Here is a 15,210-nt window from a genome sequence, read left to right as displayed (position 1 = left end):
GACAACCTATATAGGAACACCCCCGACGAGGTGACGAGAATCCCCTCGTCGCTGTCGGACGGCGGTTTCCCGACCGGTGGCTCGGCCGCCGGCAAACCTCACCCGCGGCCGCCCGGGCCCTGTCCATGGCCAAGCCCGGTCTGGTGCCCCCGGCGCCAACGACTTCCGGTGCCGCCCCGGGACGGTGAATTGCCCGTCATCCTCATTCCCGGGACCCGGGAGGACGCCTACGCGAAATGGGCGGGCCGGGCTCTGCGCCTACACGTTCACCGACAACCCGCTCGTCGTCGATGGACACCCCGTCGAATGGGCTGTGTTCAGCGGCGACATCCGCCACAGCTCGAAAACACTTGATTCCGTCGTCGACCGGGTGCTGGCCGCGACCGGAGCCCCGGCGGTCAACCTCGTCGGGTATTCGCAGGGCAGCGGACCCCTGCCCCACCACTACATCCGGGAGCTGGGCGGGGACCGGGTCGTCGAACAGCTCATCGGTACCGGTGCCTCGAACCACGGGCCCCGGGCGCACAGCGCAGCCGATCGCTTTGACGTCCACCCCGAGATGCGCCACGGATACTCCCGAAACGCCGGCAAAACGAACGCGCTTGCCTGGGAACAGCAGATCTCCGGTTCCATGCTGCTGAATGAGCTGACCATCGGCGACATCACTCGACCGGGCGTGCGGTACACCTTCCTGGGCACGCGGCACGACAATGCCGTGCTCCCCCACTAAAACTCCTTCGTGCGGGAACCCGGCGTCACCAACATCACCGTCCAAGACGTGTGCCCCGCCCACCGCACCGAGCACTACGGCTTCAATTACGACCCTGTCGCCCAGGGCATCGTCGAGGACCCGCTGACCGGGACGGCGTGGCGGGACCACTGCACCGGTACCGGACCGGAGCGATGGTCCTCGACGGACGAGGATCAGGCGCCCGGGGAGCCTCCCGTCCGGCACGTCCACGACTCGGCGTAGCGGCCGCCCTTCGCCAGCAATTCATCGTGCGTGCCCCGTTCTGCGACCGTCCCGTCCTCCGAAAGCACGACGATGAGGTCGGCATCGCGGACGGTGTGCAGGCGATGGGCGACGACGATCACGGTGCGATCGCCGCGCAACGCTTCCATCGTGCCGACAATCGCCCGCTCAGTGGCCGCATCCAGCGAGGACGTCGGCTCGTCGAAAAGCACCACCGGGGAATCCTTCAGAAGCGCCCGGGCGATGGCGACGCGCTGCCGCTCGCCTCCCGACAGCAGCGTCCCCTCCTCCCCCACCGGGTTATCCCACCCGGAAGGCAGCAGCTCCACGATGCGGTCCACCCCGGATCGCCGGGCGGCCTCGCGCAAGCGGTCTCCGTCGCCGGGCCCGGAACCGAATCCGGGGTCGGCGAAGACCACGTTGTCCCGCACGGACGCGTCGAAGAGGAACGTCTCCTGGAACACCGGGGTCACCAGCGAGTTCACGCCGTCGGTGCCGATCCGAGGCAAGGGCACCCCGCCAATGAGGATCTCCCCCGAGTCCGGATCATGAAACCGCGACAGCAGCCGCATGACCGTCGTCTTGCCCGCCCCCGAAGGTCCCACTATGGCGACCAGCGCTCCCTGAGGCGCACGGAAGCTGACGCCGTCGAGGACCTTCTTCTCCCCGTACCCGAAGCTCACGCCGCGGAACTCCACGTCATGCCCGTCGGGCAGCTCCGGTGCGGCAGGCTCGGGAAGGACGGGGATCGCCCGCAGGTCACGCAGCGCAGCCAACGTGTTGCGGCCCGCGCCGAAACCGCCGGACAACGCTCCCGCCGTGGTGATCGGTCCGGTGAACTGGACGACCACAATGAGCATCGGCGCCAAATGCGCCGGTGACATCCCGCCCGTCGCGGCGACCGCCACGGCGACGACCACCGCCGCCGTGAACACCGCATGGACGACCGAGCCCAACCGTCCGATGGCCGCGCCTTGCGTCGACGTCGCCTTCGCGAACGCATCGTGTTGGGCCTGGATCGCCTCATCCACCATCGCGTCCGCCGCCGAACCGTCGCCCGCGGCGCGAATCACCTGCTGGCCGCGGGTGAACTCGATCAGCCTGCCGGAGACGGCAGCGACGGCGTCAGCATGCGCTTCGTCCGACTCCCCGCCGACCCGGCCAATGGCCCGGTAGGCGAAGAAGAGCACCGGCGCCGACGCGACGAGAACCAACCCGACGCGCCAATCCATCGCCAGAATTCCGAGAGCGATGACGGTCGGCGTAACCACAGCGGCGATGACGGGCCGCAGGATCACGTGCGGCACGGACGCCGCGAACGCCATGCCCGAAGACGCCATCTCCGAAAAGCGGCCGGCCGTGGACTTGGTGACGTAACCGAGTGGCAACGTCAGCACGCGTTCGCCCAGGGAACGCAGCAGGGACGACAGCACCGCTGCGGAATTCGCCCTGCCGACCGTCCCCGCGGCGAGGGACAGCACCGCATGGGCGGCCGCGAGGCCGGCGATGACGCCGGTGAAACGCCACGCCGTCGCATCATCTCCCTCGGCCAGAGCCGACAGCAGCGGCAGCAGCGCGACGAACGCCGCTCCCTGTGCCAGCGCGGCAAGCGCGGCCAACGCAATGAGCCACGCCAGCGTCATCTTCGAGTGCCGATCCGTCATCGACCACAAGTCCCGGATCATCGGTTCCCTGCCTTTTCATCGTCTGCTTCAGTGCCCCGCGGGGCGGATGGTTCGTCGTCGAGGGCGAACGCGCGCCACAGTTCCCGGTAGCGGCCACCGCGCGCAAGCAACTCGTCGTGGGTGCCCGCCTCCGCGACCGCTCCCCCATCGAGAACGAGGATGCGGTCAGCGTTGCGGATCGTGCTCAATCTGTGCGCAATCACGATCACCGTCCGCGAACGAGCCAAACGCTCGATTGCGGACTGAATGAGGGCCTCAGAAGCCGGATCCGCGTAAGCGGTTGCCTCGTCGAAGATGAGCACCGGCGCGTCCGTGACAATCGACCTCGCGATGGCCACGCGCTGCGCCTCACCACCGGAAAAGGTTACGTCGACGTTGACCACCGAATCCAGGCCCTTCGGCAGCGCCGCGATGACCGTATCGAGGTTCGCGAGCTTCGCGGCCGCCATGATTTCGCCGTCGGTGGCGTCTCTCCTGGCCAGCCGGATGTTCTCCCGCAAGGGCAGCGTGAGCAACTGCGGATCCTGAAACACCACCGACACCGAACGGTGCACGTCGCGCACGGCGATGTCGCGAAGATCGTCGCCGCCCAGCAGCACCGAGCCTTCGACAGGGTCGTGGAAACGCGCCAACAGCCGGGCGACGGTGGACTTTCCGGAACCGGAGGGTCCCACCAGCGCCGTGAGGGCCCCCGATTCGAACGTCGCGGACATCCCGTCGAGGATCCGCGGCCCATCCCCGTAGGAGAAGACCAAGTTCCGGACCTCGAGCGCGCCTCCGTGCACGGGCACCGGCTCGGCGGACTCGGTGATCGGCGGCGTGCCCAGCACCTCCGCGATGGACTTCAGGGCGGCGATCCCCGCGATGATGGGTTCGGAGTTCATAGCCACCCTCACGATCGCCGCGGAGAGTCCAAGGCCGAGAACCAGCCCGGCGACGAGACCCTCCGGTTTGCCGCCCGCGGTGTCCCTCAAAGCGAGGCCGGCGCCGCACACCACTGCGAGGACCGTGATCGGGGACGTCACCACGTCGATGAGCCCGAGATAGATGTTCGACTGCCGGGACCAGGCGGACCACGCGCGGACGAACGACGACGCCGCGGCATCGTAGCGGCCCGCGCCCTGGCTGGCGCGTCCGAAGGACTTCATCACCGGGATGCCGCGCACCAACTCGATGACCGCAGCCGTCACTTTTTCAGAGGCTCGCTCGTAGTCGCGCTGAAGACCGGCTCCGCGCGAAATCATCACGCCCATCAGGGCGAAGGTGACCAGCACCGGGACGACCGCCACCGCCGCGATCCGCCAATCGACCGCGACGAGCGCGATGAGGGAAAGCAGGGGAACCAGCACCGCCACCACGGTCTCGCCGACGGTGTGGCCCATGAGCTGGTGGACGGCCGCGACGTCCTTCTCAACCGACCCGATGATCCCCGACGAGCGCCGGGCGTCCAGCCAACCCAGCGGCAGCTTCCGGATATGGGCAACCAACCGGCGCCGGAGGTGGAGCTGCAGGTCGTTATCCGCCCGGTGCGAGAGCATGCCGGCGGCGCCGTCCGCAGCCATTCGCACCGTCGCGGCGACGACGATGACAACCACGGCCAACCACGTCCGATGCACCGGGGCCTCCGGGTACGTTATCGCGATGTCGATGATGCCGACCAGCGAAGCGACGGTAGCCACCGACGACAGGACGGACAACGCGACCACCGCACGCATCCGGGTCCGGATCGGGGCGAGCAGCGACCACGGGCCGACGGTCCCGTCCACGGCGCTCACTTCCCCGCCTCCCCGATCGCGCTTTTCTTCGCGAGAGTGCAGAAATACACCATGCCGGCGCGTGAGGCTCCGTCCAGCTTCAGCCCGTTGGCTTCGGCGAGGTCCTCGAGCTCGCTGCCCCGGAACACCCGGTGGCCCATCTTCGCCATGACGGCCATGTCGACCCGCTCGTTCACGTCGGGATCCTCGACGAATGTCTGCACGTAAGCGATGCCGCCGTCGGCGAGCAGCCCGGAGACCCTGCCGAGCGCGGCTCCCGCATCCTTCATTTGGTGGAGCGCGCCACACACCCAGATTTCACAGGCCCCGCCGGGCTCTCCCGCGAGCGGCGTGAGGATGTCGGCAACGTGGAATTCCGTCTGGGCCCCAAGCCCGTCGGCGGCGGCGCGTTCGCGGGCGATGCGGATCGCATTGGGCGACAGGTCGTAGCCGACGATGTTCGCCCTGCGATAGCGAGACTCAGCGGCGAGCGTGCGGGCGAGCCACCCGGTTCCGCAACCGAGGTCGAGGACCCGGGCCGGCGCATCCGGCCCGGGATCCAGCGCACGGAGCTTCCGGTACACGGCGGCGGCGTCCATCGGTTCGCGCGCATAGCGGCTTAGGAACCTCGGCTGGACCTTGTCCTCGTAGGCCGCGAGGAGCCTGCGGTTGTTCTGGACGATCTGGGCGATCGACTTCATCTGGTTCTGTCTCCGGGTGTGTGGGCCGCGTCCACGCGGCGGTTTCGGGTTAGATGCTCGGATTCGCGGGCCGTCATGCAGACTCCCCCGGCCTCGTTTTCACGGCGATGCCCCACGCCGCGAGCACGGCGATACCAAAGAACCAGGCCGCGCAGACCACCAGACCCGCAGCCCCGGTACCGTTGACGGCCTCGCCGGCCGCGGATACGGGGGTGTGCCCGGCGATTCCGCGCAGGAGGGGACGGAAGTGGTCGGCGGGCATGAGCACCGTGTTGACGAACATCGCAACGATTATCAACGGGATAAGGGCCACGGATCCCTGGGGGCTGGTGATGGAGAACGCGATGTACGTGCCGGTGCATGCGGCCGCCGCGGCAACCATCGCGCCGGTCACCGTGATCCTCCACCACCAGGACACCTCCAGGGGGCCGTCGGAAAGCAAGGCGGCCACCGCCGCGACGACGATCGTCATCGCCATGATCCGGATGAACTCGGCGATTATCCGTGCGGTCGGCACGGCCGCGTACGGTGCCGGCATTGTGATCAACCGCTCGTGGAGGCCATTGCTGCGTTCAACGAACACGGTGGACGATCCCGTGATGGCCAAGATGAACGCCCACGCCGTTACGACAAGGATGACCGCGTTCCGGAGTTCGAACTCTCCGGTGAGCTGCCTGACCAGGCTACCGAACATGCGGTTGACGATGAACAGGTACACGAGCGGAGCAATGAACGTCATGAACCAGAAGTCAGGGCGCCGCAGCCAAGTGTGGACGATGCGCCGCAGATGCACGAAAATGGCGTCGATCATGATTCGCTCCTCGAGGTGAACAGGCGGATGAACAGGACGATTCCGACGACCGTCGCGACACCGAGCCACAGGGCGGCCTCTTCCCCGGCGTGATTCGGGAAGGCGCCCGGGGACGCCGCCCTGATCACCTCGATCACCGGCGAAAAAGGCATGTGGCGCACGATGTCGCGCAGGGAGCCGTCCACAGCGGTCGTCGGAATGAACGCGGTGGAGAACATGAGCAGCAGCATTTCCAGCGCCTGGATCGATGAGGCCGTCGACACCGGAGCGGGCACCATCAGGATCACCCCGTCCGTGACCAGGGACAGGACCGCGGCAGCGAGCAGTGACCACAGGACTGTCCACGCGACGTCACCGAGAGCCATGTCGAGGCCACAGGCCCACGCGACGATCAGCAGCGCCGCGATCGACGCGGACATCCGCAGCACATCGGTGGCGAGCCTGCCGGCGACATAGCCGCCCGTGGCCCCGGGCAACACGCGCACACGGTCGACGAGCCCGGATTCGACGTCCTGTCCCACCGCCATCGCCGACGCCGCGGCGGTGAACATCGCCGCCTGGAACAGGCAGCCGCCGAGCACGAAACGCAGGTACCCGAAGCCGGATTGCCCTGCTGAGTACCCAAACACCGCGTACAGGCACAGCAGGAAGAGGGGAGGAACGACGAACATGGAGATCAGCGACGCGGTGTTGCGTCGCAACAGCAGCAGATCCCGACGGAGGAACGCCGCGACCGACGTCGCACTCATCGCGCCGCACCCCCCGCGTTCATCGATATGAACACCTCGTTAAGGGTGGGCGGCGACACGCTCAGCGAATCCGGCAACGCTTCCGAGGCCTCCATCGCCCGCGCCACCGCCTCGAGGACCTGCGGTCCGGGGGCGACGTCGAGGGACACCATCTTCCCCGCGACGCGGGCGCGGTCCAGACACGCTCCCCTTAGGCAGCGGGCGAATGCCTCCGCCCCGGCGGCGGTGGCGAAGGACACGCGGAGCACGTGCGACCCGAAGTCGCGACGCAATTCCTCCGGCGTTCCGCTGGCGACGATGCGGCGGTCCTTGAGCAGATGGACGTGGTCTGCCAGCGCCTCCGCCTCTTCCAGGTACTGGGTGGTCAGCACCAGGGTCATTCCGTCGTCCCGCAGTTGCCGGATGAAGCCCCACAACTCTTCGCGGCTGACCGGGTCCAGCCCCGTCGTGGGTTCGTCGAGGAACAGCAACCTGGGCACGACGCACAGCGACGCGGCGATGTCGAGGCGGCGCCGCATACCACCCGAATAGGCCGACGCCAACGTCGAGGCACTGTCCGCGAGCGAGAATTGCGCGAGCAGTTCCGTCGCGCGGGCGGCCGCGTCGGCGCGGTCGAGTCCGCGCAGACGCCCGAAGAACTCCAGGTTCTCCCGGCCGGTGAGGTTCTCGTCGATCGCCGCGAATTGGCCGGTGGTGGCAATGTCGGCGCGCACGCCCGCCGGATCCTCTTTCACATCGCGCGAGAAGATGCTCACCTCGCCGGAGTCTGCGGTGATGAGCGTCGACAGGATTCGGATGAGGGTGGTCTTGCCTGCGCCGTTGTGGCCGAGGAACGACACGATCGACCCGGCGGGCACGGTGAAACTCACGCCGTCGAGCACATGCTTGCGCATCCGGGCGCCGCGCTTTCCCTTACGCCCGCCGTCCGGCGGAGCACCTGCCCCGCCTTCGGGCGCGGTGCCGGCTTTGCCCGCAATCGGGTAGCTCTTCGTGAGGTCGCGGACGACGATCGCCGCACCCCGTTCAGCTTGATCCGTCATCGTTTCTCCTTTTCTTTGGTGTCGCAGTGGGCCGCTGCCGGCAGTGGCCCCGTTGTCAGGTTGTCATGCGGCGTTTCGATATGGATGCCCGCATCGCGGGCGAAGGCGAGGACCGGTTCGAGGAGCCGGGGGTGGCCGACGAGATCCCGGCACCCCGGCGCGACCGGCTTCCCCGTGACCGACGCAACGGTGGCGGCGGCAATGGCCGCGGTCATTTTGTAGGAACCCGGGCCAGTCGCCCGGACGACGGTTGTCTCGGCCGCCGACCCCGCATCGCCCGCGCCGGCGGAGGACAGTGCGACGACCAGCTCGGCGGGTTGCGGAGTGCCCTTCGCCCGCGCCTTCCGCGACGTCACGGCCGCCCCGAGACGGGCGAGCAGACCGGAGACGACGGGCATCGCGTACAGTCTCGACGTGCGGATCTTCTCCACCGACTCATCGGGGAGAGCATCGAAGGCGACGTGGTAGGAATATCCGAGGATCGAGGGGCACACCTCGCGTACGACGTCGATGTCCGGGCATTCGTAGCCGATTCCGCTTTGCGACGACACCAGGTTGCGCCGCACTTCGACGATGGCGCCGCCGAGCATCGCGCGGTATCCGCCGCGAATGGTCCGGAACATCGACTCGACGGACGCGGCCCCGGATTCCTGGTCGGCGCCAATTCGCAGATCGACCCGCACATCGCGGACCTCTTCGGCCCCCGCAGCGCGGGCCCCGAGCATCAACAGGGCCGTCGACAAGCCCGGGCACAGGCCGAACCCGGTGAGCACGGGAACCCCCTCCCGCCGAGCATCCCCGTCGAGGGCCATGATTGCGCGGCGGGCGTCGATCGAATCGTTGACGTCGATGTACCCGGTGCCTGAGTCGATGCAAGCACGGGCGAGTGAGTCTGCATGCACCTCGAACGGGCCGGTGCAGTTGACCACCCAATCGTGTTTGTGGAAGACCCTGCAGATCTCGTTGTGGCCGGCGGCGATCCTCAGCGGGAAGTGCCGCCCCGGGCCATCGTCCGGTTTCTGCCGGGAAGTGTAGGCCAGCTCAATCCCATCGACGACGCCGAGCATCCCCCGGACGAGCCGTCCGGTGACGCCGGTACCTCCGGCCACCAGCACTTTCACGGGTTCGCCCCCGTCGCGGTCCCGTGCTTCCCCGCCGTTTCGTCGGTCAGTCACTTTCTATCTCCTTTCCCCGGTCCCGCGACCGGTCGATTCCATCGGACGACGGGTCCACTGCCCTGTCATCCGTTTCCGGTGCCCGGCGCCGGCGTTCGATGTACTCCCCGATGAGAGCCCCAGTCAGCGCGGCATCCTCTCCGAGGACGAACGAATAGTGGTTTCCCGCGACGCCGGCAACGCAGAGGTCATCGACGAGGTGGTCCCGCCACTGGTCGTGGTTGTGGGCCTCGCCGTCATCGGGGAGAACGAACAACGCCTCCCTCACCCGCCCCTCGGGCCGGTACCGGGTACGGGCATCGATGAGCGAGCGCAGCGAGTTAAACTCCGTAGCCGTCACCCGGTCGCCGGAAAGCCCAAGGTCCTCCAGGAGCGTCGGTGCGACCGCCGCGGCCAGGGCACGCAGGCGAGCCCCCCGTTCCCCGTCGGTCTCGTCGACCCCGTCGAACTCCGCCCAGAGGCGGGAAACCGGCGTTCCGTGCGGGAGATTGGCGATCGAGGGCACCACCCGGGACAGCAGCCCCTTTTCGGATTCCGCGTCGAAATCCCCGACGTCGACCGCGATCCCCGGAGCCAGGCTGTCGAGAAATACCAGCGCGGGATCGAGATCGGCCAAACGGAGCACCATCTCGGCTGCGATAGTGCCGCCGAGGCTCCATCCGACGATCGCCGGGGCGGCACCGTCGACGAGCACCTCGCGGACCCGGCCCGAGTAGTGGGCCGCGATGTCGCCGATGCCGGTAGCGTGGGGGAATGGTCTCTCGAACTCCGCGAAGCCGACACCCCACACCTGCCCGCCACCGGGGATCGCGAGTGCCAGGTCTCGGTAGATGTCGACGGTGCCGAATCCGCCGTGGACGAGGAAGATCGGGCGCGCCTCATCGCCGCTGCGCAATAGGACCAGCGAACGGTCCGCGGCCGACGCGCCGGGGTCATCCGCGTCCCGCCGGTCGGTCGGCGTGGCCGTCGACTGGTCGACGAGCTCGGCCACGCCACGTGGCGTCGGCTTGGCCAGCGCTTCCGCGAGCGGCACCGACGCCCCGGTGATGTCCTGAATCCGCTGCATTAGCTTCACGAATCCCAGGGAGTCGTAGCCGAGGAGGAACAGGTCGTCGTCCGCGCCGGCTTCGGCGCCGCCGAGATCGGCCCGGACCATCCCGGTGATGACCGTCAGGTATCCGCGAGCTCGGCCCAACAGGTCCCCGGATGCGATCCTCGAGATCGCGCCCGACCTGTCGCGCTCCGCCGATGACGCGCCCGCGACGCCGTCGTCGATCGCCCCACCGCCGGAAGAAGTGCCCCCGACCGCCAGGCGCAGGTGCCGAACCTGGCCGACGCTCAGCGGCGCCGCTTCGGGGCAGCCCCCGGCGAAGCCCGACACCGACCTGATGTAGTGGTCGAAGATGTCCTCCACCAGTTCCGGTTTCAGAATCTGCTCGACGAAATCCCAGGCGACGTTGATACGCCCGTCGACCTCCATCACCTGGTTGTCCAACAGCACCTGCGGGGTCTGGGAGATGGCGTAATCGACGTCTCCCAGGACGTGGGCATCCCTGCCCGAGCCATCGCCTGCCGCGGAACCCTCGCCGAACAGCAACGAGGTGTACACGAACGGCGCTACGGCCTGTCCGACGGGCAGACCCCGGTGGCGCGCGATGGCGCCGAGCAACGACACCCCGGAGTACCCGGCCGCTATGTGCCCGAGCAGCCGGTCGCGCAGTTCCGCCGTCCACCAACGGAGATCATGGTCGGCGGCCGCTTTCACCGGCATCAGAATCACGCCGGTGAAATCACCGAAGACGCCGGCGACGTCGGCGATTTCGGGATCACGATTGTACGTGGTGATGTTGATGCCGACCGAATCCCCCCTCGACCACAGCGACAAGCTCGTCGCATAGCAGGCGAGAAGCAGTGCGGACACGCTGCCGTCGGCGGCGCTGGCCCGTTCCCGCAACAGTGCGGTTTCCGCAGCGGTGAATGTGTACGTCAGGCGACGCATCCGCGGCACATCCACGTCCGCGGCCGCACCGCTTGATGGAAGGGTGTTGCCGGGCGGGAATTCCTCGACCACCGTCCGAGTCAACGTCTCTTCGCCCCGCCCGACCGCCGAAGCTTCCCGGCGCTTCATCTCCAAGACGTACGTGCGGTAGTCGCCAGTGACAGGGGGAAGCTCCATTCCCCGGTACAGCTTGTCCAGGTCGTCGATGAAAATCCGCTGGCTCGCCCCATCTCCGATGATCATGTCCACGCTGAAGAACAGGCGGTGCCGCCCGTCCGGGAGCGCGAACGCCGACAGATGGAACAAGGGCCAGCTGCCCAGATCGAATACCTGGTGGCTCAGCTCATCGCGCTTGCGCCGCACCGCCTCGACCACGGTCGCCTCATCGGCGGCCCGGTAGTCGGCGACGTCAATGCGGTAGCGCGGAACCTCCGGCAGGATCCGCTGCGTGGCTTGTGCGGTGAACACGACGCGCAACATCGGATGCCTGCGGATTAGATTGTCGAGGGCTTCCTCCAGGCGGTCGATGTCGATACCTGGTTCTGTGACGGATTCGATGTAGTAGTGCTCGGTGACGCCGCCCAGCTCGAACCCGGAGTTCCGGCCAACGTAGTAGGCCTTCTGCATGTCGGTCAGGGGGAACGGCGCGTGGGGGTCGTCCCCGAATTGTTCCACCGGATCCTTCCCGTGGGCACTCGCGGAACATTCTCGGGCGCCTCCTGCGGCTGAACCGGCACCGACGGCGCAATCGAGGGAAGACATTGCCTCGGCGACGTCTTCAGACTCGGCCCTGGACTCCCGCATGGCTTCCGAGACAAGGCCGGCGATGTGCGCGATGGTCGGGTCGGCGATGACGTCGCGGAAACGGAGCCGGACTCCCGTCTTCTGCCGGATCGCGCGCATCATAACCTGGAATTGCAAGGAATCGCCGCCGCGGCGGAAGAAAGACTCTCCCGCGCCACACGTCGGATCCGCGGCACCCGTCGACGGGGCTTCCCCGAGGATCTCGTCGAAGACTCCGGACACCAACTCGATCGCCCCGGGGTCGGCGACGGAACCAGGCGCGCCCACGGCTCCGGCCCCGGCGGCCTCGCTATCGGCCGTTGCCCCGCCGCCCGCGGCGCCGACGTGCCTACGAATTTCCTCCTGATCCAGTTTCCCGTTGACGGTAACGGGCAGGTGCGCCACCGGCAGCAGGACCGTCGGTACCATGTACGCTGGCAAGCAGCGGGCAAGCTCGGCCCGGACGGCATCCCGCGAGCCGGTCATGTCGTCCGCCGGAACGTAGAGGCACGCCAGGAGTCCCCGATCGCCCGATTCGACGACCGCCGCCATCGACGCGGTCACCAGGCCGGACCGCTCGAGGACCGATTCGATTTCTCCAAGTTCGACGCGGAAGCCCGCGATTTTCACCTGACGATCGCGGCGGCCGAGAAATTCCACAAAACCCTCCGCATTGAACATGCCCACGTCTCCGGTCCGGTAGCAGCGCCCGATACCTGGGACATGCCCGAAGGCGGCAGCGGTCCGCTCCGGATCGGCCGCGTACCCCTGCGCGACCCCGAGACCGCTGATGTGGATTTCCCCCGGCACGCCAACGGGGCAATGCACCCCGTCGGGCGCGAGCACGTGGATGCCCTGGTTCGCCAGCGGGTACCCGTAGGGAATGCGGTTTTCCAGGCTGTCGCGTTGCAGCGGGCAGTGGATGGACCAAATGCTTCCTTCGGTCGCACCGCCGAGGCTATTGATCGACGCGTTCGGGAACATGGCCATGGCGCGTGCCGGAAGCCCCGCTGCGATGCGATCGCCGCTGAGCAATACGGTGCGCACATCCGGGAACACGTCGTCGTCCGCCGCCCGGACCAGGGCGAGCTCCAACAGGGCGGGCGCGGAGTTCCACAGCGTGACCCGCTCTTCCCGCAAGACGTCGAGGATTTCATCGGCGTCGCGTTCGTCTCCGACCATCGTCACCGTCGCGCCTGCCGCGAACGCACCGAACACGTCGTAGACCGACAGGTCGAATCCCAGCGACGACAATCCGATGATGCGATCGGCGGAGGTGACTCCATACCGCCGGTTCACGTCGAGGATGGTGTTGACGCAGTTGCGATGACTGATCCGCACACCCTTTGGACGGCCCGTGGTCCCCGAGGTGAAGATGACGTAGGCAAGGTCGTCAGGGGCAGTGCCGGGCGAAGAGTGAGCACCCGCGCTGCCCGCGCGGTCGCAGACTTCCGCGGCTGCGGGCTTGCCGACGCCCGCCACTCCGCTTTGGTCCAGTTCATCGATCATGCCGGTGTCCAGAATCGGGCCCGCCGCACCTGAGGCTTCCACGACGTATTCTTGTCGCTGGGTCGGCATGCCCGCGTCGACAGGCACGAATGCGGCTCCCGCACGCAATACGCCGACCATGTTGACGATGTCGTCGGGATGCTTGGTGTAGCGCACGATCACCGCATCCCCCGCCCCGACGCCGGAATCCGAGAGTTGGCGGGCGATGCGTCCGGCCCGGGCCCAGACCTCGGCGTAGGTGTACGAGATGCCCCGGGCAGCGAGGCGCACGGCCGGTGCGTCCGGAGTCGCCGCGCATGCGGCTTCGACAAGCGAAACCAGGGTGTCATCGTGGATCGGTCCCGCAGCGTCGTTGTAGCGGGCGACGGCCCCCTCCGTCTCCGCATGACGGATGGGCAGAGCCTCTCCACCCTCCGCCACCACGTCCAGGGCCTCCGCAACGGCCCCGAACATCGCATCTACCGCAGGGAAGTAATCGTCGACCACGTCCCACGACAACACCATCCCGCCCGATGCCGGCATCACCTGAATGTCGAGGCACACCTGCGCGGTTTGCGTGTAGACGCGTTCGATGACCGGGCTGCGCCCGCTTCCCCGCTCGCCGCCGAGGTAGCTGGTGAACACCACCGGAGCAGTGGCCTGGGACTGATTGGCCGCGTCCCGAAGGAATCGCTGTAGTACCTCCACACCGGAAACGCCGCGGTGGGACAGCCCTTCGCGGATGTCCAGGTCGATCACCTCCGCCAACCCGTCGATGGTCGCGGCTCTCCCGGCGTCGACGCCGACGAGCATCGATGAAGTGAAATCTCCCATCACCCTCGTGCCCGCAGCGAGGCCGCTGCGTTCGCTGACAGTCACATTGACCGTCAACGCGGATTCGGGCAGCCACCTGCAGACGACGGCGGCGTTGACGGCCATCACCAGCGACGACAGGGTAACTCCAATGCGGCGGGCACGTTCGCCGAGCTTGGCGGTGACCTCCGCGTCAAGCACCGTGCCCAAGCGCCGGGTCGACCAATCGTCGCCACCCTCCACGGCCGCCGGGAACTCCGGGCGCCGCGGCAGATCTGCGGCCTTCTTCTCCCAATAGGCGAGGTCCTCGGGCCGTTTCCCGTCGCGCCGGCGCGCGGAGATTGCCGCCACGGCATCCCCATATCTGGAAGCCGGAGCCGGCGACTCCCCGGCCAGCAGGGATTCGAGCTCGTCGAAGAACAGGTACACCGAACCCGCATCCATGACGATCATGTTGAAGTAGATGAACATCCTGCACCCGCCCGCATCTGCGAGCAGCCTCGCGGCGACCATGGGACCGTCCTCGTTCGACGATCGCGCCGCGGTTCGCATGTCCCGACGGATCTCCCCCACCGCCGCGTCGACATCGTCGCCGGACCCGACTACCTCGACGGTGGCGAGGCACGCGCCGGTCGGGCTCAAGACCCCGGCATCGACGTCGAGCCGATGGAACAGCACGTCGTGACGCCCGAAGACCGCCTGCACGGCCTCCTCCACCTGCGGCAGCGGATGGTCGTGCCGGGATTCCGCGTAGATGTACGTCGCTTGGCCGCCAAGCTCGATGTCCTCGTCCGCGCCGAGCAGATAGGCGGTCTGGATCGGATTGAGCGGGACCGCATCCGCGGGATCGGCCCCATTTTTGCCGGCCCCGCCGTCATCCGACTCATCCGTCGCCGCAGCGGGGTCGGCAGCGGCGCCTGCGGCAGATCCGGCATCAGCGCCACCCCGGGCCGCGTCGATGGTGGCCGCCAAATCAGCGACCGTGGCCCCGGGGTCCATCGCCGCGTAATCGATGCTGACCCCGTACTCATCCTCCAGCGCCAGCAACATCTGGAGGAAAGTCAGGGAGTTCGGGATGTGGTCGCGGAGTTTCACGTCCGCCGAATCCAGGTGCACGCCGATGGCGTCGGCGATGGACTCCGACAGCCGTTCGGGGGCGACTCGGACCCCGGTGCGGGTTCCTCCCACGGCGGTAGATGCGACGGCCGGCGCGATCGTTTCATTGGTCATGGTCATCGC

9 protein-coding genes are annotated in these 15,210 nt (G+C 67.8%); 1 reads left to right on the top strand and 8 read right to left on the bottom strand.

Translation table 11 applies throughout. The features are described 5' to 3' along the window. Positions 1 to 313: 313 nt before the first annotated feature. Positions 314 to 730, top strand: coding sequence for an esterase/lipase family protein (locus ACLI1M_RS00135; protein WP_248099370.1), 417 nt, complete (start codon positions 314 to 316; stop codon positions 728 to 730). 194 nt (positions 731 to 924) lie between these two features. Here ACLI1M_RS00135 and ACLI1M_RS00130 read toward each other — a convergent pair whose 3' ends face one another. The 8 genes from ACLI1M_RS00130 to ACLI1M_RS00095 form a co-directional block, all read right to left on the bottom strand. Next, positions 925 to 2,658 (bottom strand): ABC transporter ATP-binding protein, encoded by a 1,734-nt coding sequence (locus tag ACLI1M_RS00130; RefSeq protein WP_005325967.1) that lies wholly within the window; start codon positions 2,656 to 2,658, stop codon positions 925 to 927. After that, positions 2,655 to 4,433: an ABC transporter ATP-binding protein gene (locus ACLI1M_RS00125; RefSeq protein WP_411706589.1), complete on the bottom strand. Its 1,779-nt coding sequence runs from the start codon at positions 4,431 to 4,433 to the stop codon at positions 2,655 to 2,657. The genes ACLI1M_RS00130 and ACLI1M_RS00125 overlap by 4 nt, the downstream gene beginning before the upstream one ends. Then, the gene (locus ACLI1M_RS00120) at positions 4,430 to 5,113 is read right to left on the bottom strand and encodes a class I SAM-dependent methyltransferase (RefSeq protein ID WP_248099372.1); all 684 of its coding nucleotides are present in this window, start codon (positions 5,111 to 5,113) and stop codon (positions 4,430 to 4,432) included. Before ACLI1M_RS00120 ends, ACLI1M_RS00125 begins: the two co-directional genes overlap by 4 nt. A gap of 73 nt (positions 5,114 to 5,186) precedes the next feature. Next, positions 5,187 to 5,924: an ABC transporter permease gene (locus ACLI1M_RS00115; RefSeq protein ID WP_005325972.1), complete on the bottom strand. Its 738-nt coding sequence runs from the start codon at positions 5,922 to 5,924 to the stop codon at positions 5,187 to 5,189. Further along, entirely contained in the window at positions 5,921 to 6,673 is a 753-nt protein-coding gene (locus ACLI1M_RS00110) for an ABC transporter permease (protein WP_005325973.1), read from the bottom strand. Before ACLI1M_RS00110 ends, ACLI1M_RS00115 begins: the two co-directional genes overlap by 4 nt. Further along, a complete protein-coding gene (locus ACLI1M_RS00105) occupies positions 6,670 to 7,713 on the bottom strand; it encodes an ATP-binding cassette domain-containing protein (RefSeq protein ID WP_248099374.1) in 1,044 nt (347 codons plus the stop codon). The genes ACLI1M_RS00110 and ACLI1M_RS00105 overlap by 4 nt, the downstream gene beginning before the upstream one ends. Beyond that, a complete protein-coding gene (locus ACLI1M_RS00100; RefSeq protein WP_239274615.1) occupies positions 7,710 to 8,888 on the bottom strand; it encodes a saccharopine dehydrogenase in 1,179 nt (392 codons plus the stop codon). Before ACLI1M_RS00100 ends, ACLI1M_RS00105 begins: the two co-directional genes overlap by 4 nt. Next, positions 8,881 to 15,201: a non-ribosomal peptide synthetase gene (locus tag ACLI1M_RS00095; RefSeq protein WP_239274614.1), complete on the bottom strand. Its 6,321-nt coding sequence runs from the start codon at positions 15,199 to 15,201 to the stop codon at positions 8,881 to 8,883. Before ACLI1M_RS00095 ends, ACLI1M_RS00100 begins: the two co-directional genes overlap by 8 nt. Positions 15,202 to 15,210: the final 9 nt, after the last annotated feature.

The sequence above is a fragment of the Corynebacterium sp. LaCa54 genome, from assembly GCF_046717495.1.
Lineage (GTDB): Bacteria > Actinomycetota > Actinomycetes > Mycobacteriales > Mycobacteriaceae > Corynebacterium > Corynebacterium kefirresidentii.
The sequence above is the reverse complement of the archived record's forward strand: the minus strand, read 5'-3'. Positions and strand labels throughout refer to the sequence as shown.

Bases quoted from the DNA above. Each gene is read 5' to 3' on its own strand.
- ACLI1M_RS00115 (WP_005325972.1), bottom strand. From the start codon at position 5,924: ATGATCGACGCCATTTTCGTGCATCTGCGGCGCATCGTCCACACTTGG.
- ACLI1M_RS00120 (WP_248099372.1), bottom strand. From the start codon at position 5,113: ATGAAGTCGATCGCCCAGATCGTCCAGAACAACCGCAGGCTCCTCGCG.
- ACLI1M_RS00110 (WP_005325973.1), bottom strand. From the start codon at position 6,673: ATGAGTGCGACGTCGGTCGCGGCGTTCCTCCGTCGGGATCTGCTGCTG.
- ACLI1M_RS00095 (WP_239274614.1), bottom strand. From the start codon at position 15,201: ATGACCAATGAAACGATCGCGCCGGCCGTCGCATCTACCGCCGTGGGA.
- ACLI1M_RS00130 (WP_005325967.1), bottom strand. From the start codon at position 2,658: ATGATCCGGGACTTGTGGTCGATGACGGATCGGCACTCGAAGATGACG.
- ACLI1M_RS00105 (WP_248099374.1), bottom strand. From the start codon at position 7,713: ATGACGGATCAAGCTGAACGGGGTGCGGCGATCGTCGTCCGCGACCTC.